This is a genomic window from Aquabacter sp., assembly GCF_965279295.1.
Classification (GTDB): domain Bacteria; phylum Pseudomonadota; class Alphaproteobacteria; order Rhizobiales; family Xanthobacteraceae; genus Aquabacter.
Window position 1 is genome coordinate 35,455 of record NZ_CBDIHQ010000014.1, and the last position, 20,417, is coordinate 55,871.

Here is a 20,417-nt window from a genome sequence, read left to right on the forward strand (position 1 = left end):
CAATGCCATTTCGGCTCCAGGTCAGGTTCTGGATCGGCGCCCTCATCGTGGCGATCGTCGTTCTATGGCTGCTCCGGGGCATTCTGTTGCCGTTCGTCGCGGGCATTGCGATCGCCTATTTCCTCAATCCGATCGTCGAGCGGCTGGCACGCCTCGGCGTCGGGCGCACACCCTCGTCCCTGCTGATCGTCGGCATGTTCGTCATGCTGATCGTGATCTTCCTGCTGGTGGTGTTGCCGCTGCTCTCGAGCCAGCTGTTCGAGTTCATCCAGAACATGCCGAGCTACGTCACCCGCCTGCAGGGGCTGGTAACGGATGAGAACCGGGAGTGGATCAACCACTTCTTTGGAGACCGCCTGCCGGACGTTCAGCGTTCCCTGTCGGATGTGATGTCCCAGGGCGTCGCCTATCTGCTCGGCCTGCTGACCTCGATCTGGTCCGGCGGACAGGCGCTGGTCTCGGTGTTCGCACTCATGGTGGTCACGCCGGTGGTGGTGTTCTACGTGATGTGCGACTGGGACCACATGCTCCAGACCGTGGATAGCTGGATTCCGGTGCACCAGAAGCCGGTCGTTCAGGACCTGGGCCGGAAGATGGACCTCGCGGTCGCCGGTTTCATCCGGGGACAGGCGCTGGTCTGCCTCATCCTCGGCAGCTTCTACGCCATTTCGCTGAGTATGGCGGGGCTGAATTTCGGCCTACTGATCGGCATCGTCTCCGGCCTGATTACCTTTATTCCCTATGTCGGCTCGCTGACAGGCCTTGTGCTGGCCATGGGTGTCGCCATCGTCCAGTTCTTCCCGGACTGGACCATGATCGGCATCATTCTCGGCATCTTCGTCACCGGGCAGACTGTCGAGGGCTACATTCTCTCCCCCAAGCTGGTGGGCGACAGCATCGGCGTGCATCCGGTGTGGCTCATGTTCTCGCTGTTCGCCTTCGGCTATCTCTTCGGCTTCGTGGGCCTGCTCCTGGCGGTGCCGTTGACGGCGGCCGTCGGGGTGCTGGTGCGCTTCGGCTTCAGCCAGTATTTCCACAGCCCGCTCTACACCGGTGAAGAGATCGAGGGCGCCGAGGACGTGCGCTTCCTGGAGCACCGTTGAGCCATGGCCGGGCGCGCGCGTTTCAATCCGCAACTGCCGCTCGATTTGCCGGCCTCCACGGCCTTGCGGCGCGAGGACTTTCTTGAAGCCCCCAGCAACGCCGCCGCCCTGGCGCTGATCGACAATTATCCCGACTGGCCGGCGCCCGTGGTCTGTCTCGTGGGCGCAGGCGGCACCGGAAAGAGCCATCTGGCAGCGGTGTTCGCAGCACAGGCGCATGCCGACATCATCAGCGCCGCCGAACTTGTCCGCGCCGGCGTCCCCACCGCATTGGAGCATGGGGCGCTGGTGCTGGAGGATCTGGCGCAGGGCGGATTCGACGAAGCGGCGTTGTTCCACATGCTCAACCATGCACAGGAAACTAGAGCCCATATCCTCATGACCGCCCGGTCTGCGCCGTCCGGCTTCACGCTCGCCACCGCCGACCTCTCCTCGCGCCTGCGCGCCATCCCCGCCGTCGAGATCGGCCCGGCAGACGATCCGCTGCTCGCGGCGGTTCTGGTCAAGCTGTTCGCCGACCGGCAGATCCCGGTGGACGAGGGGACGGTGCAATATCTGCTCGCGCGGATGGAGCGTTCGGTCGCCGGCGCGGAGGCGCTTGTGGCGGCGATCGACCGGGCGTCGCTCGCGGGTCATAGGCCGGTGACGCGGGCCTTCGCCGCCGAGGTGCTGCGCGCTTGGGAAAGCACGAGCGCACAAGAGGATGAGGACTGACGCGGAACCGTCATAGAGTGGTCATGCAAGGCGGCCATGTTCCGGCGGACATTGGGGACAAATGATGAGCGCGAACGAGAACGCAGCCCTTTCCGTTGCGGATGAAACAGTGGTTCCGGTGACGGAGAACGGGGTACAGGTGGATCTCGCCAGTTCGCCGCAACGCTTCATCAACCGCGAAATTTCCTGGCTGCACTTCAATCGGCGGGTTCTGGAGGAAGCCTCCAACACCCATCATCCGCTGCTGGAGCAACTGCGCTTCCTCTCCATCTCCGCCAACAATCTCGATGAATTCTTCATGGTCCGCGTCGCGGGCCTGAAGGAGCAGATCAGCGAAGGCGTCATCGAGCCGAGCCCGGACGGCCTCAGCCCTACCGAGCAGCTTGCCTCGATCATGACCGTGGCCAGCAAGCTGATCTTCGATCAGCAGGCGCGCTGGCGCGAGCTGCGCCGGGACCTGGTCGGGGTCGGCATCAACCTCGTGGACGGTTCCGATGTGACCGCCAGCGACTTGAAAATGCTCCAGTCGCATTTCCTCCATCACGTCTTTCCCGTGCTGACGCCGCTTGCCATCGATCCGGCCCACCCATTCCCCTTCATTCCCAACCTCGGCTTCTCGCTGGCGCTTCAACTGGTGCGGCAGACCGACGGGCGCGGCATGAACGCGCTGATTCGCATTCCCGCCAAGGTCGAGCGGTTCATCCGCCTGCCGGATAGCGACGGGCTGCGCTTCATCACGCTCGAGCAGATGATCGGCCTGTTCATCGCCCGCCTGTTCCCCGGCTATGCCGTCAAGGGGCAGGGCGTGTTCCGCGTCATCCGCGACAGCGACCTGGACGTTGAGGAAGAGGCGGAAGACCTTGTCCGCCTGTTCGAGACCGCGCTGAAGCAGCGCCGCTACGGCTCGGTAATTCGCATGGAGGCGGACGCCGCCATGCCGGACGAACTGCGCAACTTCGTCGCCCGCGAACTTGATGTGCAGGACGAGGAGATCTTCGTTGTTCAGGGCGTGCTCGCCCTCAACGAATTCTCCCAGCTTGTCTCGGTGGATCGGCCGGACCTCAAATTCCCGGCCTACAACGCGCGCTTCCCCGAGCGCATCCGCGACCATGGCGGCGATTGCTTCCTCGCCATCCGGGAAAAGGACCTTCTGGTCCACCACCCTTACGAATCCTTCGACGTGGTGGTGCAGTTCCTGCGCCAGGCGGCGCGCGACCCTAACGTGGTCGCCATCAAGCAGACGCTCTATCGGACCTCTTCGGACAGCCCGATCGTCAAGGCTCTCGCCGAGGCGGCGGAAGCCGGCAAGTCCGTGACTGCCCTGGTGGAACTCAAAGCCCGCTTCGATGAGGAGGCCAACATCCGCTGGGCGCGCGACCTGGAGCGCGCGGGCGTGCAGGTGGTGTTCGGCTTCATCGACCTGAAGACCCACGGCAAGCTGTCCATGGCGGTGCGCCGCGAAGGCGGCACGCTTGCCACCTATTGCCATGTGGGCACCGGGAATTATCACCCCATCACGGCGCGCATCTATACTGACCTCTCGTTCTTCACCGCCGACCCGGTGATCGCACAGGACGTGGCCCGCATCTTCAACTTCATCACCGGTTACGCCACCCCCGGCGAACTCGACGTGATGGCGGTTTCGCCGACCACGCTGAAGCCGCGTCTGCTGGCCAACATTAGGGAAGAGATGGAGCATGCCTTGGCCGGACGACCCGGCTCCATTTGGCTCAAGTGCAACTCCCTGGTGGACCCTGAGATTATCGACGCGCTCTACGCGGCGAGCAGCGCCGGTGTGAAGGTGGACTGCATCGTGCGCGGCATCTGCTGCCTGCGGCCCGGCATTGCGGGTCTCTCGGAGAATATCCGGGTGAAGTCCATCGTCGGCCGCTTCTTGGAGCACAGCCGAATCTATTGCTTCGGCGCCGGCCACAGCCTGCCGCACCCCAAGGCGGTGGTTTACATTTCCTCCGCCGACCTCATGACCCGCAATCTTGACCGTCGCGTCGAGACACTTTGCCCCATCACCAACCCCACGGTTCATGAGCAGGTGCTGGATCAGATCATGGTGGCCAACATCATCGACAACGAACAGAGCTGGCAGGTGTTGCCCGACGGCTCCTCCGAACGCATAGTCCCCGCCCCAGGCGAAGAATCATTCAACGCCCATCAATATTTCATGACAAATCCGAGCTTGTCGGGACGTGGAAAGTCTCTCAAAAATTCTTCGCCGCGCAGCCTCCTCCTCCGCCGGTGACGCCCGCGGTCGCGGGCCGCACCTGACCGATCTGATGACCGTGGCGGCGCCGATTGCCGTTATCGACATTGGCTCCAATTCGGTGCGCCTCGTGGTCTACGAGGCGCTCAGCCGTGCCCCCACACCGATCTTCAACGAGAAGGCGCTGTGCGGGTTGGGGCGGGAGGTGCTGTCGACCGGACGGCTGGCGCAGGACGCCATCGACAAGGCGCTTTCCGCGCTGCGGCGGTTCCGCGCCCTGTGCGATGCCATGCAGGTCGAGACGCTCTATGCGCTCGCCACCGCCGCCGCGCGCGATGCGAAGAACGGGCCGGACTTCATCGCCCAGTGCGAGGCCATCTGTCGGAGCCGGATCGAAATCCTGTCCGGACGCCGGGAGGCGTCTCTCGCTGCGGCCGGCGTGATCTCGGGCGTGTACGAACCCGACGGCATCGCCGGGGATCTTGGAGGCGGCTCGCTCGAACTGGTGGATGTGCGCGGCGATACCATTGCCAGCAACGGCATCACCTTGCCGCTCGGCAGTCTCGCGCTTCAGGACCGCTCCGCCAAATCCATGCGCAAGGCCGAGAAGATCGTCCGTGATGCCATGCAGGATGTGCCCGTTCTGGGGCAATTGGCGGGGCGCACCTTCTACGCGGTGGGTGGCAACTGGCGCGCCCTGGCGCGGCTGCACATGTTCCAGAAGGGGTATCCGCTGCATGTGATGCACGGCTATGCCATCCCCGCGCGGGAGGCCCTGGCCTTCGCCCGCATCGTCCATCGCGGCGATGTGGAGGCGCTGGGCAATATCGATGCGGTGTCCCTGGCCCGCCGTCCGCTGCTCTCATACGGCGCGTTGGTGCTTGAAAATCTGGTGCAGTACGGGCGCCCTTCGCAGGTGTTGATCTCCGCCCTTGGGGTGCGCGAGGGCTTGCTGTTTTCGCTTCTGGACAAGGCCCAGCAGCGGGAAGACCCGCTGATCCTCGCGGCGCAGGAGTTCAACCTGCTGCGTTCGCGCGCGCCTTTGCACCAGGAGGAAATGGTCGCGTGGACCGACCGCTTCTTCGATTCCGCGCCGACGCTTGCGGAAAACCGCAATGAGCGTCGCATTCGGCGTGCGGCCTGCTTGCTTGCCGATGTCAGCTGGCGTGCTCACCCTGACTATCGCGCCGAGCAGAGCCTGAACATCATCGCCCATGCGGCCTTTGCCGGGGTGGATCACCCGAGCCGCGTTTCCGTGGCCTTGCCGGTCTATTTCCGCCACATCGGGCTTGCGCCAGAGGAAACGCCGCCGCGGCTGATCGAACTGGTCACGCCTGCCATGCTCGAGCGGGCCCGCATGCTGGGCGCGGCCATGCGGATCGCCTATTCGCTCTCAGCGGCCATGGCCGGCATCCTGCCTTCGACGCGGCTGGAGGTGCGGGGCACCCAATTGGTGCTCTCGGTTCCCGCCCGCCTGTCGGACCTGGTGAACGAGCGCGTCAACAATCGCCTGCGCCAATTGAGCAAGCTTGTCGGTTGCGAGCCCTTGGTGACAATGGATTGACGTCGCTCATCGGGAGGCGGTCCGAGGGCTGCATTGGTCTCCGAGGCGTCCTAACTCACCACTGACGAGATGATGGCGTGGATCAAGCCTGAAAAAAAGCACCCCACGTCGGGCTCGCTGCGTCTACGGAGCCCGGTTTTTCAGAACCTCCGAGAGGTCGCTGAGAATAAGATCTTGATATGCCCGTGGGATAGGGGACGAAGGATGACGCCACATGATGATGTCGACCGTACGGGTCGGATTGTCCCTGAGCAGTTCGCGCTTGATGAAGGGAAAGCCCTGGTCGAGCAGGGCGCGCCAGAGATCGCAAACTGGGTTCATGGGGCGCCGGCTTAAGGCAAGGCCCAGCGATGTCAGATCCTGAGAACGACACAGGGAAAGAGCGGAAGTCGGCCGTCGGCGCGGCTTTTCGGCGCCCTCCGCGTTCTGATCCTGATCCTGATCGTCGTCTCGCAAATCCGCTGTGCTGACAATCGTGTCGACCAGCGCTGTGTAAGGCCAGATCGCCTGGCAACGCAGGCCGTTTCGAAGCATTTTCTGCGTCAAACCGATTTCATAAGCGCGGATGACTTTAAGCTTGGAACGGAATGGCAGCACATTGTTCCAGAATTTCTGGAATCCATCGCTTTTCAGCGCTTTCGGACCGAACGCCAGGAAATAGGACTGCAGATGATGGCGCATCTGCCAACTGTCCGTGCATCCCCACACATCAGCCTGAGTATAGTCGATCTTCTCTAAGAGCGGTTCGATGTGTTCAAATGGGCCGTAGACGCTGTCGTTCAGAATGAGCAGAGATTCAATGTTTACGAGGTCTAAGCCGCCGTACTCTAGACCATCGCGCCATGCAGAAAAATCATATCCTATATTTTTGCGGACGATGACCTTTGCGCAATGCCTGACGAGCCAATCGCGGTCTTCCGGCTCTACTGCGCCGGAGTTGCTGACAAAGACGATCGCGTACCCGGCGGAATGGAGGCTTTCCAGATATTTGCGGACATACAGCGCGACCCGGCCCGCCCGATCAAAATGGCAGAACAGCGCGACGCGCGGACCGAGCGGCTGAAGACCTTCGATGTTGATCAGTGGCGGCCGGCGCGGCTCGATATGCGCCAAAATCGTTGCAACGGCGACTTTTATCTCGTCTTTACACCTGCGTCGCAGATTTTTTGCCTTTGCGAATAGCCGTCTCATCGCGCAGACACTTTCGGATCTCTCTGTGGGATTTGATTAGTACCAGCCATGTGACTGGTGAAAGATGCCAGATCCTTGTCGAGTGCTGCAAGGTCCTGTGTAAGAGCCGATTTCCCAAGCAGCATCCGCTCCATTTGGATCCCGGCCCGAAACAATTCAGCGGCCGGTTTGCGGGACGCGCTCGACTTCAGGTTTTTCATCTGGTGCTGCCGCAGCAGCCGAAGATTGCGGATCGCCACTGTCTTGGAGCCGTATGGAGCATTGGCCTCCAGTGCAGCTCCGCAATAGAGCACGTCGAGGTCCTCGGCCTTGAGATCTGCGTCGGCCTGCGCTGCCGCTATTACCGCATCATGAACCCGCTGCAAGGAGCGCGCGGTGGTGTAGTGGCCTGCGTTGACAGCGGTGACATAGGCGCGGCGGCTCATGGAGGCTAACCTTGCCTCGCCGAACTCTTGAGAGGGAGAGATGCCGAGCCTTTGCAAGTGGTTAGAAAGATCGGCATCACCCCGCTGCGCCGCGCAGAGCACAAGCTCGGCCTTGCAAACCCACTCGATGTCTTCGGCATCGCCGTCCTCGCTGCCGATGTTGGTGAGGGTGGTGCGGAGAAGGGACGTGGCTTCCAAGGCACGAACGAAGAGAAGCTCAACCTTCGCGCGGGTCTCGCCACCGAGCAGGCGTTGGATCGCGCGGTGATAAAGAACCGGGCCCAGGCACATGGGTGCGGTCTTATGAAATTGCTCCAGATTCGCCTGGGTAAAGTCCAGTTTTAGCGCTTCGGGCAGGTCGCCGAACCGGCTGAGGCAGAGGGCGGAGAAGGCGGCGTAGGCGGCTTCGGCGGCGGCAAGGTCGCCGGCGTTCACGTTCGATCTGTAGAGTCGACTTGTCGCGCCAAGCGCAAGATCTGTACTTATGTCGGGTAGCTTGATGAGGTGATCTAGATAGCTTCGATACAGCATGTCAGCCTCGGGACCCAGATGTCCCCATCCGGTGCGCGACATGCCCGCCCGCGCCCGCAGAGAGGGTCCCTCCGCGACGACCTCCACTTCAGTGAACCCCGCGCGCCGCAAGACGGCTTCAAGGCTGGAGGCGGTATGCAATATCGTATGATAACCGACTGAGAGGAGCGGGATGAGTGCGCCGCTGCCCAACTGCGGTTTCAATGCGCCGGCATTGGGGGTGGTGAGCACGAGCACGCCGTCCGCGCTCAGGGCCGATTTCAGCGCGTCCAGGAAGGCGTCTTGATCTTGAATGTGCTCGAGTACCTCCGAGCACACCACGACGTCGTAGGTGTTTGCGGCTTCCGCGGCGGGGGTGAAATAGCCCAACTCGACGGGCAGATTGAGGATGGTGCGCCCGGCACGGGCGGTGAAGGAGGGATCGTACCCTTTGACGCTCCAGCCCAAAAGGTGCCGCGCCGCGTCCATGCAGAAGCCGAACCCGCCGCCGATTTCCAGCAGCCGCGCGCGGGGTCCGAACTTGAGTCCGAGGATGTTGGCGAGAATGCCGAAGATGCCGGCGCCTTGCTGGAGATACAGCGCGAGGGGAGCATCGGCCTCTTCAGGCGACGCGTCATAGTCAGGTGTCGGCTGAGGGAAGAAAGACGCCGCGCCGCAGGACGGGCAGGCGTTCAGCGCATAATGGGTCTTGCGGTCGTCCGCCGTCAGAACCTGCCGAAATGAGCCCTGAAAACCGCAGGACGGACACGTCGCAACGACCTGCTGATCAACCGGCCAGACAATACTCAATATTCGCTCCGTCGTTATTGCCCTAGCGTCACCCCAATCGCCACGCTTCTTATTCGTCCCGGAAGTGATATCAAACAGTTAAGACAGGCAACATTGAGACTATCGATATATCGGCGATCATTATGCGACGCCGTTCCCTTAGGTGTCCGCCAAACCAGCCAAAAGCTTACCTACGACAAGTTCGCGGCGCAGGGTAAGCGCGCCGAACCGTCAAGTAAGCGACGGTCTGAGGCAAAATATTACCCATTACTTCGGGCGACGAGTGTAATTTATTTGCGCTCAGCGTGAGGCTGACCGTTCGTGATCTGGGCGCGCTTTTCACCCGAAAAGCCAAAGCAGCCCGTCCAATTCAGTGACGGCGGGTCGGGTGTTTATGCCGGCAAGCGTCAGAGAGGCGTCAATGCTCCCATTGCCGTCGAGGTCCGCGTGCATCGTGAGGCCCTGATAGCCCTCCGCGCCCGCCATATCGGTCCAGGACATCTTGGAGACACCCGGCTGCCATCCCCAAAGGTTGATCTCTTCGCCGGCCGTGAAGTCGGTGACGGTGCTCCAAGTGACGTGTCCGCCGCGCCCGTCCAGGAAGAACACGTCCCAGCCGGCGCCGCCGGTGAGGAAATTCGAGCCGGAACCTCCGTCGATCACATCATCGCCGGCTTTTGCATCGATCGCGTCGTCGCCGGCGTTTCCGTTGATAAAGTCACTGTATGTGGAGGCCGAAATGACCTCATTCCCAAATCCGCCAACCATCTCGAAATAGATTCGGCTGACCGGTCCTGAGTATATCGTGGGGGTTATTTCAAAAAATCCGTCAGATTCGGAATCGTGAACTTCAAAGATTGGTGTTATGCTAGGATAAAATTTAAATATACTATCTGGATTCTTTATCATACTTCCAGATCCGAGTGTAGATATGCCGTCTCCTAGGGTTAGGCTGCCTGCATCGACGATAGTGGTCCCCACTATGATGTTAGCGGAACCCGCTAACACTATGATGTTAGCGGAACCCGCTAATTGCAGGGCACCTGCACTGTAATAGCCACCGTCGACTGTCAATGCTCCTCCAGACAGCAGCCCTGCGCCACTGAATGTATCGCCTCCCGCTTCAACGAAAGCCACTGGCTCGTTGGTGTAGCTCGCCTGGATCGCGCCAGCTTCAAACGCCCCCCAATCTGCGAAGCCACCATCAATGCCAGCTTGTTGGGATTCGCTGTGGCCGCTGGGTAAATTTACCAAGTCCAAAGTTTCGATACCGAATTCCGGTATCAATTCAAAATCCAATACATGTGCGCCTAAAAGGGCGCCGGACAGATAAGTATAGTCGCGAATCATTTCAGTCATTTTGTATTTCTCTATTCGCAAATCCGCGAAATATTAAATCCGGCCTATCTAATCTGATCTGATTAGCGATAATCATTTCTAATAAATTTTGGCCTGTTTGGCGTTAAGGGTCTGCACTTAAACGATATCTGCAGGCATGCCCTGAGACGCGAATGAGCGATGTACCCTTAACGCCAAACTGAGCTGGAAATATACAAAATGCAGCGCGGGGTTGCAAGCCGGCCCCCGTGCCGCATCGCCTGAATGACTCGTGCGCCCGTCTTTAAGGCGTTCACAGCCGGCTTGATCCGCGCCCCCAAATCCGCTTGACGGCCTGCGGCCCGCAGTGGTTTTAGTGACGTGCGCCCGGTAAAGCGGGCGTCGTAAGCGTCCGACGTTAGGCAACGCATCCAACCCGGTCCTCGCCGGCCGGATGCGATTGCGATCCGGACCGCCAGGACCATCCATCTAAGGATGGTCGTATGCCGTCTTCAAAAACAACCTACCGGCGCAAGCTGCCTGCGCGTTTTGGCGCGTTTGTCATGCCGTTCGTGCTGTCGGTCCTCATGACCTTCGTCGTGTCCTGCATCGCCACGGCGCGCAGCCTCGGCTTCGGACCGGATTTCCTGGCGACGTGGCCTGCAGCCTGGGCTTTGTCCTGGGTCGTGGCCTTTCCAACATTGCTGCTGGTCTTGCCGCTGGTTCGGCGGATCGTCGCCCTTCTCGTGGAGGCGCCAGCGGTGCGGTAGTGGCAAACATGGGAAAGGCGGCTTTAGAGCCGCCTTTCCGCGTCGTGCGCCGCAGAGGCTTGACCTAAAGAAGCGTCAGCCTTTTGTGAACTGCCGGTAGTCCGGCTCGCGGTGGAACCAGAATTCGTAGCCTGACACGTTCTTCTGCATGGCCACGTCGTGGCTCGGCTGGTTGAGCGGTAGGATCGGAACATCGGCCATGCACAGCGCGACGAAGGCCTTTACGGTCGCATCATATTCGGCCTTGTCAGTGCTGAAGCGGGCCTTGTCGATCAGCTTGTCCATCTCCGGATTCTTGTAGGCGGAGATGTTGAAAATCGAATTGTTGCCGTGGAGATTCCAGTAGAAATAATATTCCGGATAATCCAGCCAGCCGCTGAACCTGTTGAGCACCATCGGCAGCTCTTTTTTGTTCAGCGTGGTGCGCCAGTTGGCGCCGGGGATCTTCTCAACCACGGTGCGCACGCCGATCTTGTTGAGGTTTTCCTGGATCAGGAGGGCGGTGGGCTCGCCCACGGTGGCGGTGCCCACGTCAAAGGAGAGCGTGGTGTCCAGTCCATTCGGGAAGCCGGCTTCCGCCAGCAGGGCCTTCGCCTTGTCGAGATCGGTGGAGAAGGGGAAGGGCTGAGGCCACACGGCGTCCGCCGGTGTCGCGCTCTTGGCGCCGTACATGGGGTTGGCGCGGCCGAAGAAAGCGTTGTCCTGGATCTGCTGATAGGGCAGGGCCCAGGCGATGGCCTGGCGCAGCTTCACATTGTCGAACGGCGGCTTGGCGGTGTTGAGGGCCACGTACCACAGGCAATTGGGGATCGGCACGCCGACCACCTTCAGCTTGCCCTCCTTGATGATCTGCTCGAAATCCTTCGGCGGGAAGCCGGCGGACAGGTCGGCATCGCCCCGCTCCAACATGGCGCGGCGGGTGCCGGAGGAGGGCACGTCGCGGATGATGATGCGCCGGATGGTCGGCATCTTCCCGCTTTTCCAGCCGTCAAAGCGGCTGAGTAGGGTCTCGGTGCCCGGCTTCCAGCTATCCACCTTGTAAGCGCCGCCGCCGGCCGTGTTGAACTTGAGCCAGGTCATTGCCCAGGGATCGTCCGGGGTGGCGTTTTTTTGTGCCAGGGTGGAATTGAGGATGAAGGGCACCACCACGGCCACATTGAACAGCAGCATCTTGTCCTTGCGGACATAATCGATGCGGAACGTGTGGTCGTCCACGACCACGAACTGTTCTTTCTTTTCCAGCGATCCGGCGGACATCTGGAAGGTGGGGAAGCCGCCGACGCTGACCGCGCGGTCGAACGACCATTTCACATCCTTCGCCGTGACCGGCGTGCCGTCGTGAAACATCGCGTCCTTACGCAGGAAGAAGGTGCACGACATGCCGTCCGCCGCCTCTTCCCACCGCTCTGCCAATTCCGGAGCGAGGGTGGCGCGGTCATAGGAGAGCGTGCCGTCGGCCAGGGTTTTGGGGGCGTAGGTGAGCAGGCGGTCGTAGGTGTTCCAGGAGATGCCGTTGACGGTCTGGTTCGAGCCGACCCCCTGCATGTCGAGGCTGTTCGGCCCAAGTTCCTGGACCACAAGCAGCGTCTCGTTGCGCGACTGGGCGCTCGCGTTGCCGCCAAGAAGCATGGCGAGGCCGACGCTGCCCGTGCCCTTGAGGAGTGTCCGGCGATCGAACGATAGATCCAACGGCATGAGAGCCTCCTGCTGGGGCGCCTGCGGGCGCGGCATGCGGGGAGGGAAGCAAACTCTATGCCTTACGAGATGCTGGCGATTTGGGGCTGATGCCGTTCGCGACGATCAAATGGTCCGTTCATGAAAAAGGCCCGGCGGGGTGCGCCGGGCCTTCTCAATGGATGAGGTCCGATGTCGGACCGTTGCTCAATTGTCCAGGAACGAGCGCAGCTTGCGCGACCGAGACGGGTGCTTGAGCTTGCGCAGCGCCTTGGCCTCGATCTGGCGGATACGTTCGCGTGTGACGCTGAACTGCTGGCCCACCTCTTCCAGGGTGTGGTCGGTGTTCATGCCGATGCCGAAGCGCATGCGCAGCACGCGCTCCTCGCGCGGGGTGAGCGAGGCGAGAACGCGGGTCGTGGTCTCGCGCAAATTGCTCTGGATCGCCGCGTCGATCGGCAGGATCGCGTTCTTGTCCTCGATGAAGTCCCCGAGGTGCGAATCCTCCTCGTCGCCGATAGGCGTTTCGAGGGAGATGGGCTCCTTGGCGATCTTCAGGACCTTGCGGACCTTTTCCAGCGGCATGCCCAGCTTCTCGGCCAACTCTTCCGGGGTCGGCTCGCGGCCGATCTCGTGAAGCATCTGGCGCGAGGTGCGCACGATCTTGTTGATCGTCTCGATCATATGCACTGGGATGCGGATGGTGCGGGCCTGGTCCGCGATCGAGCGGGTGATGGCCTGCCGGATCCACCAGGTGGCATAGGTCGAGAACTTGTAGCCGCGCCGGTACTCGAACTTGTCCACCGCCTTCATCAGGCCGATGTTGCCCTCCTGGATCAGATCCAGGAACTGAAGGCCGCGGTTCGTGTACTTCTTGGCGATGGAGATGACGAGGCGCAGGTTGGCCTCGACCATTTCCTTCTTGGCCTGGCGGGCTTCCTTCTCGCCCTTCTGGACCATCTGCACGATCTTGCGGAATTCCAGGATTTCCAGCCCGGTTTCCGTGGCAAGCCCGTGGATGTCGCCGCGCAGGTCGCGGATTGCGTCCTTCTCGCCGGCGACGAAGCCCTTCCAACCCTTGGAGCCGAGCTTGGAGACCCGCAGGATCCACTTCGGATCCATCTCATAGCCTTGATACTGGCGCAGGAAGTCGTCGCGTGTGACCCCATAGCTTTCGGACAGACGCAGCAGCCGGCCTTCGAGGCTGACCAGGCGCTTGTTGATCTCGTAAAGCTGCTCCACCAGGGCGTCGATACGCGCCTGGTTGAGCGAGAGCGACTTCATGTCGAGAACGAGGTCTTCCTTCAGCTTCTTCGCCTTGCGGTCCTGCGCAGGGGAAAGAGTCTCGTTCTTGAGCTTGGATTCGACGTTCTGGTCCTGGAGGCGGCGCAGCTTCTTGTAGCTGTCGGCGACCCGATCGAAGGTCTCGAGGACCTTCGGCTTGATCTCGAGTTCCATGGCGGCGAGCGACAGGGAGTTTTCCATGTCGTCTTCATCGCCATCGGGCGATGCACCGTCACCCAAAAGACCGTCCTCGCCCGCTTCCGGTGCAAGCGCGGTCTCGCCGTCTTCGCCCACCGCTGGCGGGGGATTCTTGCCCTCGGGGCCGGCATAGGTGGCTTCGAGATCGATGATGTCGCGCAGCAGCACGCGGCCTTCCACCAATTCGTCGCGCCAGATGATGATGGCCTGGAAGGTGAGGGGGCTTTCGCACAGCCCGGCGATCATCGCCTCGCGGCCCGCCTCGATGCGCTTGGCGATGGCGATTTCGCCCTCGCGGGATAGCAGTTCGACGCTGCCCATCTCGCGCAGATACATGCGGACCGGATCGTCGGTGCGCTCGGAGGGTTCCGACTTGGTCTCTGAACGCGCGACCTGACGGGGCGCGGCTTCCGCGACCTCACCGCCTTCGGCCTCTTCCGGCTCATCGGGGGTCTCGCTTTCCTCGGCGGGCTCCTCCTCGGCGGTCTCTTCCGCCTCGACCACGTTGATGCCCATGTCGTTGAGCATGGCGAGGGTGTCCTCGATCTGCTCTGACGTCACCTCCTCGGAGGGCATCACTTCGTTGAGCTGCTCATAGGTAACGTAGCCGCGGCGCTTGGCATTCTTGATCATCTTCCGGACGGCTGCGTCCGAGAGGTCGAGCAAAGGCCCGTCGGGGGCCTCAGCCTCTTTCTCCGGCGCTTCGGTCGCCTCGGTCGCCTGCTTCGCCATGGACATCTCCTGACATATCGCCGCCTGCAAACGGCGAAACGGCGACGCGACCTATCGGCCCGCCGCCTCTTCCATCCTGCAAGAACCGTCCCTACGACGATCCCGTTAAATCAGCCTGAACCTCTCCGCGATTTCCGCGAAGCGGTTCCCCTTAAAACGTGTCCCGGGAGTGCGCGTCATACTGTTCGCGCCGATGCGCGGCCCGATGCCGCGCCAAACCCCTCGACCAGGGCCTCCGTTCCCTCCACGGCGGAAAGGCGCTCGCGCACATCTCTCAGCCATGCAAAATTGACCTCGCTCGGGTCGTCACCCAATTGCTGCTCGGCCTCTCTCAGCTCTCTAGATAGCGCGTAAGCCTTTAGATGCAAGGCCGTGCGCTGTCTCCACCAGAGTTTCACGTCTTCGTGGCCGGTATTTGGGTAGGCGGGCCAGTCCATGCGCGGGTTCGGAAGGGCGCAGATGCGCCGGCGCATGGCCTCCAGTGCCTCGGAAAAAACCAGCGTTTCCGCCGTGACCTCGCCGTGCATATGGGCTTCCAAAAGCGCCCGGCAGAGCTGTTCCGCATCGGAATGGGCGAACGGGAGGGTGGAAATTTCCTCCCCCTCCTCATCCATCAGCCAGGGATGGTTCAGCAGGCAAAATAACAGCAGTGCTTCATTTCGCGGCAGATTGTTCGCGCCGCCGCGAACCGCCGCTGTGCGGGAGATTTCTGCCGAGCGTGGCGCAAGCGACACGGGTTGTGGTTTTCCCCAGCTTCCGCCTTTAGGGTTTCGCCGCGCGCCCGACCATGCCCCGGCATTGCCCTGGTTGGGCGACAGCAGGCGGCGCATGCGCTCGTTCAGATCCTGGCGGTAATGCCGCCGCACGCTCTCGTCGACGATCGAGGCGACGATTTCCGCCAGCCGCGACTCAAGAGCGGCCCGCCGCTCGGGGGTGTCGAGGTTCGTGCCCTCCGTTTCGCGCGCCCACAGCATGGCGGCGAGCGGCTCGGCCTTTCCGAGCACACCGTCCATCGCCTCACGGCCGGCGCGGCGGATCAAATCGTCGGGGTCCTGGCCCTCGGGCAGGGCGCCGAAGGTCAGGCTCTTGCCGGGTTTGAGATGCGGCAGGGCGATGTCGATGGCGCGAAAGGCGGCGCGCCGGCCGGCCTTGTCGCCGTCGAACAGCAGCATCGGCTCGTCCGCCATGCGCCAGAGCAGGAGAAGTTGCTCCTCGGTCAGCGCGGTGCCGAGCGGCGCGACCGCGCCCTCAAAGCCGGCCTCGACCATGGCGATGACGTCGACATAGCCCTCCACCACCACGAGGCGCGCGCCCTTGTGGGTGGCAGCGCGGGCGGCAAAGCCGTTGTAGAGCAGCGATCCCTTGTGAAAGAGGACGGTTTCCGGCGAGTTCAGATATTTGGCGGAGACCTCTTTCTCCAGCGCCCGCCCGCCGAATCCCACCACGCGGCCCTTGAGATCGGTGATGGGAAACATCACACGGTCGCGAAACCTGTCGTAGGGAACCGCGATATCCTCGCCGGAGACGAGAAGGCCGGTCTCCACCATGTCGGCGACGCTGACGCCGAGCTTGCCGAGCGCCTCCTTCAGCGCGAATCGGTCAGGTGGGCTGTAGCCGAGGCGGAAACGGGTCTGTGTGGTCGGGCCGAGGCTGCGATCCGAGAGATAGCCACGCGCCTTCGCCCCAGCCCTTGATTGGAGCGCATTCTCGAAATGGGTGGCGGCGAGCGCCATGACCTCGTGAAGCGTCCGGCGGCGGTCCTCGCGGGCGCTCGCTTCCGGCGTCACTTCGGGAAGCGGCAGGCCCGCCATGGAGGCAAGTCGCTCGACCGCCTCGCCGAACGGCAGGCCATCGGTCTCCATCAGGAAATCGAATACGTCGCCGTGCTTGCCGGAGGAGAAGCAGTGGTAGAAGCCCTTCTGGTCGTTGACGAAGAAGGAAGGGGTCTTCTCGGGATTGAACGGCGAGAGGCCTGCGAACTCGCGCCCCTGCTTGCGCAGCTTCACCCGCCGCCCGACCACATCCGACACCGGCAGACGGGTGCGAATCTCATCGAGAAAGGATGGGGGGAAGCGCATTCAGATATGGACTCAACGGGCCTCGGGACGAAAGGATAGCAGGTGCGCCGCGTGGAGGCGACGCGCCAGCGAAATTACGCACCGTGCCCGCTGTCCTCACTGTTCACAGGCGTGTCACCCCGCGGTGAGCGCCTCTTTCACCCACGCAGAGGCCTTACCGAAGTCGATGGCGCCGGCGTGGCGCTCCTTCAGCACGGCCATAGTGCGGCCCATGTCCTTGATGCCCTTGGCGTCGATTTCGGCAACCACAGCTGCGATGATGGCGCGGGTCTCGTCCTCGCCCAACTGCTTGGGCAGGAAATTCTGGATCACCGCGATCTCGGCCTTTTCCTGTTCGGCAAGCTCCGGACGCGCGTTCTCGGTGTAGATTCGGGCGCTTTCCTCGCGCTGCTTCACCATCTTGGCCAGAAGGGCACGCAAATCATCGTCGCCCAGCGGGTCTTTGCCATTGCCTCTGGCCTCGATGTCGCGGTCCTTGAGGGCCGCGTTGACGAGGCGCAGGGTGGACAGGCGAATCTTGTCGCCGGCCTTCATCGCTTCTTTGAGCGAAGTGTTGATTTCGTCGCGGAGCACGGCAGTCCTCGTGAAAAGCTCAATCGCCGCTCATCTCGAAACGCGAGGGGCGGTCGGATATGGGAAAAGCGCGGAGCGTCGTGCGAACGCCACCTTGGAACGAATATCACGGTGACGAAAATCGCGGCACAACCGCCGGGCCACTGGCGTAGCGGCGCGTGACCCCTTATTTAGGCGATCCATGACCCAGGAACAAGATCAAGCCACTGGCCCGGCCGAAAGCTGGGCCGAGCCGAAACCGACTGCACTGCTTGTGCTCGCCGATGGAACGGTCCTTGAGGGGATTGGTCTGGGTGCCACAGGCGAGGGGGTCGGCGAGGTCTGCTTCAACACCGCCATCACCGGATACGAGGAGATTCTCACCGATCCCTCCTATAGCGGGCAGATCATCACCTTCACCTTCCCGCACATCGGCAATGTCGGCACCAACGAAGAGGACATCGAGACGGTGTCCATGGCGGCCGCATCCGGCGTTCGGGGCGTGGTGGTGCGCACTGCGGTGACGGACCCTTCGAGCTGGCGCGCGACGCGCCACCTTGACCAATGGCTCAAGGCGCGCGGCATCGCAGGGATTTCCGGCATCGATACCCGTGCGCTGACCGCGCTGATCCGCGAAACAGGCATGCCCAATGCGGTCATCGTCCACGCACCGGATGGTGTGTTCGACGTGGAAGCGCTGAAGGCGCGGGCGAAAGAGTGGCCGGGCCTTGAGGGCATGGATCTCGTGCCGGGCGTCACCTCTCCGCAGCGCTATGGCTGGGACGAGACCCCGTGGCATTGGTCCAAGGGTTACGGCCACCAGGAGGGCGGCAAGTTCCACGTCGTCGCCATCGATTACGGCGTGAAGCGCAACATCCTGCGTCTGCTGGTGGAGGCCGGCTGCAAGGTGACCGTTGTGCCCGCCACCACCCCGGCGGCGGACATTCTGGCGCTTCAGCCGGACGGCGTGTTCCTCTCCAATGGCCCCGGAGATCCGGCGGCCACCGGTGAATATGCGGTGCCGGTGATCCGCGAACTGATCGCCCAGGAAATCCCCACCTTCGGCATCTGCCTTGGCCATCAGATGATCGGCCTGGCCGTCGGTGGCCGCACGCTGAAGATGCACCAGGGGCATCACGGGGCGAACCACCCGGTGAAGGACCTGACCACCGGCAAAGTGGAAATCACCTCCATGAACCACGGTTTCGCCGTGGACCGCGACAGCCTCCCGGACAACGCTAAGGAGACGCACGTCTCCCTGTTCGACGGCTCAAACGCCGGTCTCGCGCTCTCCGACAAGCCGGTGTTCTCGGTGCAGTACCATCCGGAGGCCTCTCCAGGCCCGCAGGACAGCCACTATCTGTTCGGCCGGTTCGTGGAGATGATGGCCAAGAAGAAGGCCGCTTAAGACGGCAACCTGAGATCGCCGTCGGCGACAAAGAAAATCAAAAAAGCCGGGGCGGCGTGGACTGCTCCGGCACCTTAGGGAGACCGGAATGCTGTTTGTCGTGCTCAAGAAAGACAAGCCGGGCGCGGGCCAATTGCGCCTCGATGTGCGGCCCGTACATCTCGACTTCCTGCACGCCAATGCCGACAAGGTGGTCTTCGGCGGCCCGATCATGACCGAGGACGGCAGCCGCATGGTCGGCACCATCCTCACGGTCGAGGCGGAGAGCGCGGCGGAGGCCGAGGCCTTCCTGGAGAATGACCCGTTCGCGAAGGCCGGCCTGTTCGAGAGCGACGTTCAGGTCGTTCCCTGGAAGTGGGGCTTCAAGAACCCCAATCCGTGATCATCAGGCCTGGCGCGGCCGCGCATATTTGCGCGTCGCGCGGGCGATGAGCACGCTTCCAATCAATGTGGGCACGATGAACACCACCGTGCTCGGCAAGACGTTGATATTCACCAGCAAAGCTGCGGTGACAGTGGCGATATAGGCCCCGCCCATGGATGAGAAATGGGTGTTCAGCCAGTCCACGTTCTCGGGTGCGCGCAGCGCTTGAAGGTGCTGGAACGCGACCCGCCCGCCGACGACGCCGAAAAACAGCCCCGGGATGTTCCACGTCCCCGAAAGCAGCGGCAGGTCCCAGATAAACAGCCCCACGCTGAACAGCAAGCGTGACGCCGGCCGCGAGGTGATCCAGCCGATCCGGCTTGTGGCCACGCAGGGCGCGGATCGCCCGGAATCCGGCGAAGACCAGGAAGAAGCTGAAGACCGCGATCGCCAGGAGGAGGATATCCCTGCGCATGAATGCGAGCGCAAATCCCGCAATCGTGGTCACGATCATGGCGCCGAAATAGACCTTGCCCGCCGTGCGGTGGAGCGGGCTGCCTTTGCGCGAAAACATGGGCACCGGCCCCGACAGCAATGCCAGCGACCCCGCGATCACATGCACGACGAGCGCGGAAAAATAGATGCTCATATCATTTCCCCTGGCGGGATCATGCTAGCGCCAGGGTAGCGCCCATTGGGGTTGCGCGAAACGGGATTGCCCGTCTGCTCGCCAGCCTTAGAGGGGCTGCGCGAAGCCTTGCCGAAGCGCGAGGCTGCTCAGTTCAGGAACTCGCCGTGGTCTTCCACATGCTTGGCGAGGCCGAGCGTGTGCTCGCGCACCAAACGCTCCGCAAGGTCCGCGTCGCGCTGCTCGATCGCCTCGAGGATGCGGGTGTGATCGACGATCGAGCGTTGCGCGCGGTGGTCCTGGCCGATGGTCAGCTTGCGCACGCCGCGCATGTGGGGAAACAAGCTCTCCGTCGTCTCGGCGATCAGATCGCAGCCCGACATGCGGATTATGAGCTTGTGGAAGGCGAGGTTGGCTTCGGAATATTCCGAGACGAACTCCTCCGGGTCGCGATTGGCGAACGCCTGCACGTTTTCCCGCAGCTTCTTGATCTCGGCTTCGCTCGCCTCGGCGCAGGCAAGGCGCGCGGCCATGCCTTCGAGCGCAGCCCACACGGTTATCATCTCCAGGATTTCCTGCTTGGTCTTGCGCACCACGAAGATGCCCCGGCGGGGAACGGAGCGCACGTAGCCCTCCTGTTCGAGGAGCGTCATGGCCTCGCGGATCGGCGTGCGGGACACGCCGAGTTTTTCTGAAAGCTGGCGCTCCTCCAGGCGGATTTCCTCGGCGTGGCTGTAGATGTCCATCTCCATGATGGCTGCCTTAAGCGCCTTGTACGCCTTCATTCGGAAGCTCGATTCGGTCTCGATCGGCCTCACGTTTATGTCTTGATACGACATCTGAACCCTTGCCTGACGCCGCTGCGCGGCCCCCCGTTCAGTCCGCCCCCTGAAGGGGT

General features: G+C 62.3%; 16 protein-coding genes. 7 read left to right on the top strand and 9 right to left on the bottom strand.

The genetic code is table 11. The annotated features are described in order from the left end of the window. The first annotated feature begins 2 nt into the window (after positions 1 to 2). The 4 genes from ADADO0_RS09215 to ADADO0_RS09230 all read left to right on the top strand — a co-directional run bounded on the left by ADADO0_RS09215 (position 3) and on the right by ADADO0_RS09230 (position 5,599). Positions 3 to 1,103, top strand: a complete 1,101-nt coding sequence (locus ADADO0_RS09215; RefSeq protein WP_511304836.1) for an AI-2E family transporter — start codon at positions 3 to 5, stop codon at positions 1,101 to 1,103. A 3-nt stretch (positions 1,104 to 1,106) separates the two neighbouring features. Next, positions 1,107 to 1,817 carry a P-loop NTPase family protein gene (locus ADADO0_RS09220; RefSeq protein WP_511304837.1) on the top strand — a complete coding sequence of 237 codons (711 nt, stop codon included), beginning with the start codon at positions 1,107 to 1,109 and terminating at the stop codon, positions 1,815 to 1,817. A 64-nt stretch (positions 1,818 to 1,881) separates the two neighbouring features. Next, entirely contained in the window at positions 1,882 to 4,074 is a 2,193-nt protein-coding gene (locus tag ADADO0_RS09225; protein WP_511304838.1) for an RNA degradosome polyphosphate kinase, read from the top strand. 34 nt (positions 4,075 to 4,108) lie between these two features. Then, the gene (locus tag ADADO0_RS09230) at positions 4,109 to 5,599 is read left to right on the top strand and encodes a Ppx/GppA family phosphatase (protein ID WP_511304839.1); all 1,491 of its coding nucleotides are present in this window, start codon (positions 4,109 to 4,111) and stop codon (positions 5,597 to 5,599) included. Between the two features lie 123 nt (positions 5,600 to 5,722). Here ADADO0_RS09230 and ADADO0_RS09235 read toward each other — a convergent pair whose 3' ends face one another. The 3 genes from ADADO0_RS09235 to ADADO0_RS09245 all read right to left on the bottom strand — a co-directional run bounded on the left by ADADO0_RS09235 (position 5,723) and on the right by ADADO0_RS09245 (position 9,873). Continuing rightward, entirely contained in the window at positions 5,723 to 6,790 is a 1,068-nt protein-coding gene (locus ADADO0_RS09235) for a rhamnan synthesis F family protein (RefSeq protein WP_511304840.1), read from the bottom strand. Beyond that, on the bottom strand, positions 6,787 to 8,535 hold the full coding sequence (locus ADADO0_RS09240) for a class I SAM-dependent methyltransferase (protein WP_511304841.1): 1,749 nt from the start codon (positions 8,533 to 8,535) through the stop codon (positions 6,787 to 6,789). The genes ADADO0_RS09235 and ADADO0_RS09240 overlap by 4 nt, the downstream gene beginning before the upstream one ends. 318 nt (positions 8,536 to 8,853) lie before the next feature. Next, the gene (locus ADADO0_RS09245; RefSeq protein ID WP_511304842.1) at positions 8,854 to 9,873 is read right to left on the bottom strand and encodes a calcium-binding protein; all 1,020 of its coding nucleotides are present in this window, start codon (positions 9,871 to 9,873) and stop codon (positions 8,854 to 8,856) included. A 461-nt stretch (positions 9,874 to 10,334) separates the two neighbouring features. Between ADADO0_RS09245 and ADADO0_RS09250 the strand changes: the two genes are divergently transcribed. After that, the gene (locus ADADO0_RS09250) at positions 10,335 to 10,601 is read left to right on the top strand and encodes a DUF2798 domain-containing protein (protein ID WP_511304843.1); all 267 of its coding nucleotides are present in this window, start codon (positions 10,335 to 10,337) and stop codon (positions 10,599 to 10,601) included. Positions 10,602 to 10,676: 75 nt separating this feature from the next. On the opposite strand, the gene ADADO0_RS09255 is transcribed toward ADADO0_RS09250, so the two are convergent. The 4 genes from ADADO0_RS09255 to ADADO0_RS09270 form a co-directional block, all read right to left on the bottom strand. Next, entirely contained in the window at positions 10,677 to 12,296 is a 1,620-nt protein-coding gene (locus ADADO0_RS09255) for an ABC transporter substrate-binding protein (protein WP_511304844.1), read from the bottom strand. Between the two features lie 186 nt (positions 12,297 to 12,482). After that, positions 12,483 to 14,489 carry an RNA polymerase sigma factor RpoD gene (gene rpoD / locus ADADO0_RS09260; RefSeq protein ID WP_511304845.1) on the bottom strand — a complete coding sequence of 669 codons (2,007 nt, stop codon included), beginning with the start codon at positions 14,487 to 14,489 and terminating at the stop codon, positions 12,483 to 12,485. Positions 14,490 to 14,665: 176 nt separating this feature from the next. Continuing rightward, entirely contained in the window at positions 14,666 to 16,567 is a 1,902-nt protein-coding gene (dnaG, locus tag ADADO0_RS09265; protein WP_511304846.1) for a DNA primase, read from the bottom strand. A 114-nt stretch (positions 16,568 to 16,681) separates the two neighbouring features. After that, positions 16,682 to 17,140 carry a GatB/YqeY domain-containing protein gene (locus tag ADADO0_RS09270; RefSeq protein WP_511304847.1) on the bottom strand — a complete coding sequence of 153 codons (459 nt, stop codon included), beginning with the start codon at positions 17,138 to 17,140 and terminating at the stop codon, positions 16,682 to 16,684. A 181-nt stretch (positions 17,141 to 17,321) separates the two neighbouring features. On the opposite strand from ADADO0_RS09270, the gene carA reads away from it, so the two are divergent. Both carA and ADADO0_RS09280 read left to right on the top strand, forming a co-directional pair. Further along, positions 17,322 to 18,527, top strand: a complete 1,206-nt coding sequence (gene carA, locus ADADO0_RS09275) for a glutamine-hydrolyzing carbamoyl-phosphate synthase small subunit (RefSeq protein WP_511304848.1) — start codon at positions 17,322 to 17,324, stop codon at positions 18,525 to 18,527. An 88-nt stretch (positions 18,528 to 18,615) separates the two neighbouring features. Further along, complete coding sequence (locus ADADO0_RS09280) at positions 18,616 to 18,909, top strand: YciI family protein (protein ID WP_511304849.1); 294 nt, start codon at positions 18,616 to 18,618, stop codon at positions 18,907 to 18,909. On the opposite strand, the gene ADADO0_RS09285 is transcribed toward ADADO0_RS09280, so the two are convergent. Beyond that, a complete protein-coding gene (locus ADADO0_RS09285) occupies positions 18,890 to 19,540 on the bottom strand; it encodes a DUF2306 domain-containing protein (RefSeq protein ID WP_511304850.1) in 651 nt (216 codons plus the stop codon). The genes ADADO0_RS09280 and ADADO0_RS09285 overlap by 20 nt on opposite strands. Before the next feature lie 128 nt (positions 19,541 to 19,668). Further along, positions 19,669 to 20,358 (bottom strand): GntR family transcriptional regulator, encoded by a 690-nt coding sequence (locus ADADO0_RS09290; RefSeq protein ID WP_511304851.1) that lies wholly within the window; start codon positions 20,356 to 20,358, stop codon positions 19,669 to 19,671. Between the last annotated feature and the right edge of the window lie 59 nt (positions 20,359 to 20,417).

Bases quoted from the DNA above. Each gene is read 5' to 3' on its own strand.
- ADADO0_RS09215 (WP_511304836.1), top strand. From the start codon at position 3: ATGCCATTTCGGCTCCAGGTCAGGTTCTGGATCGGCGCCCTCATCGTG.
- ADADO0_RS09220 (WP_511304837.1), top strand. From the start codon at position 1,107: ATGGCCGGGCGCGCGCGTTTCAATCCGCAACTGCCGCTCGATTTGCCG.
- ADADO0_RS09225 (WP_511304838.1), top strand. From the start codon at position 1,882: ATGAGCGCGAACGAGAACGCAGCCCTTTCCGTTGCGGATGAAACAGTG.
- ADADO0_RS09230 (WP_511304839.1), top strand. From the start codon at position 4,109: ATGACCGTGGCGGCGCCGATTGCCGTTATCGACATTGGCTCCAATTCG.
- ADADO0_RS09235 (WP_511304840.1), bottom strand. From the start codon at position 6,790: ATGAGACGGCTATTCGCAAAGGCAAAAAATCTGCGACGCAGGTGTAAA.
- ADADO0_RS09245 (WP_511304842.1), bottom strand. From the start codon at position 9,873: ATGACTGAAATGATTCGCGACTATACTTATCTGTCCGGCGCCCTTTTA.
- ADADO0_RS09250 (WP_511304843.1), top strand. From the start codon at position 10,335: ATGCCGTCTTCAAAAACAACCTACCGGCGCAAGCTGCCTGCGCGTTTT.
- ADADO0_RS09255 (WP_511304844.1), bottom strand. From the start codon at position 12,296: ATGCCGTTGGATCTATCGTTCGATCGCCGGACACTCCTCAAGGGCACG.
- rpoD (WP_511304845.1), bottom strand. From the start codon at position 14,489: ATGGCGAAGCAGGCGACCGAGGCGACCGAAGCGCCGGAGAAAGAGGCT.
- dnaG (WP_511304846.1), bottom strand. From the start codon at position 16,567: ATGCGCTTCCCCCCATCCTTTCTCGATGAGATTCGCACCCGTCTGCCG.
- carA (WP_511304848.1), top strand. From the start codon at position 17,322: ATGACCCAGGAACAAGATCAAGCCACTGGCCCGGCCGAAAGCTGGGCC.
- ADADO0_RS09280 (WP_511304849.1), top strand. From the start codon at position 18,616: ATGCTGTTTGTCGTGCTCAAGAAAGACAAGCCGGGCGCGGGCCAATTG.
- ADADO0_RS09285 (WP_511304850.1), bottom strand. From the start codon at position 19,540: ATGAGCATCTATTTTTCCGCGCTCGTCGTGCATGTGATCGCGGGGTCG.
- ADADO0_RS09290 (WP_511304851.1), bottom strand. From the start codon at position 20,358: ATGTCGTATCAAGACATAAACGTGAGGCCGATCGAGACCGAATCGAGC.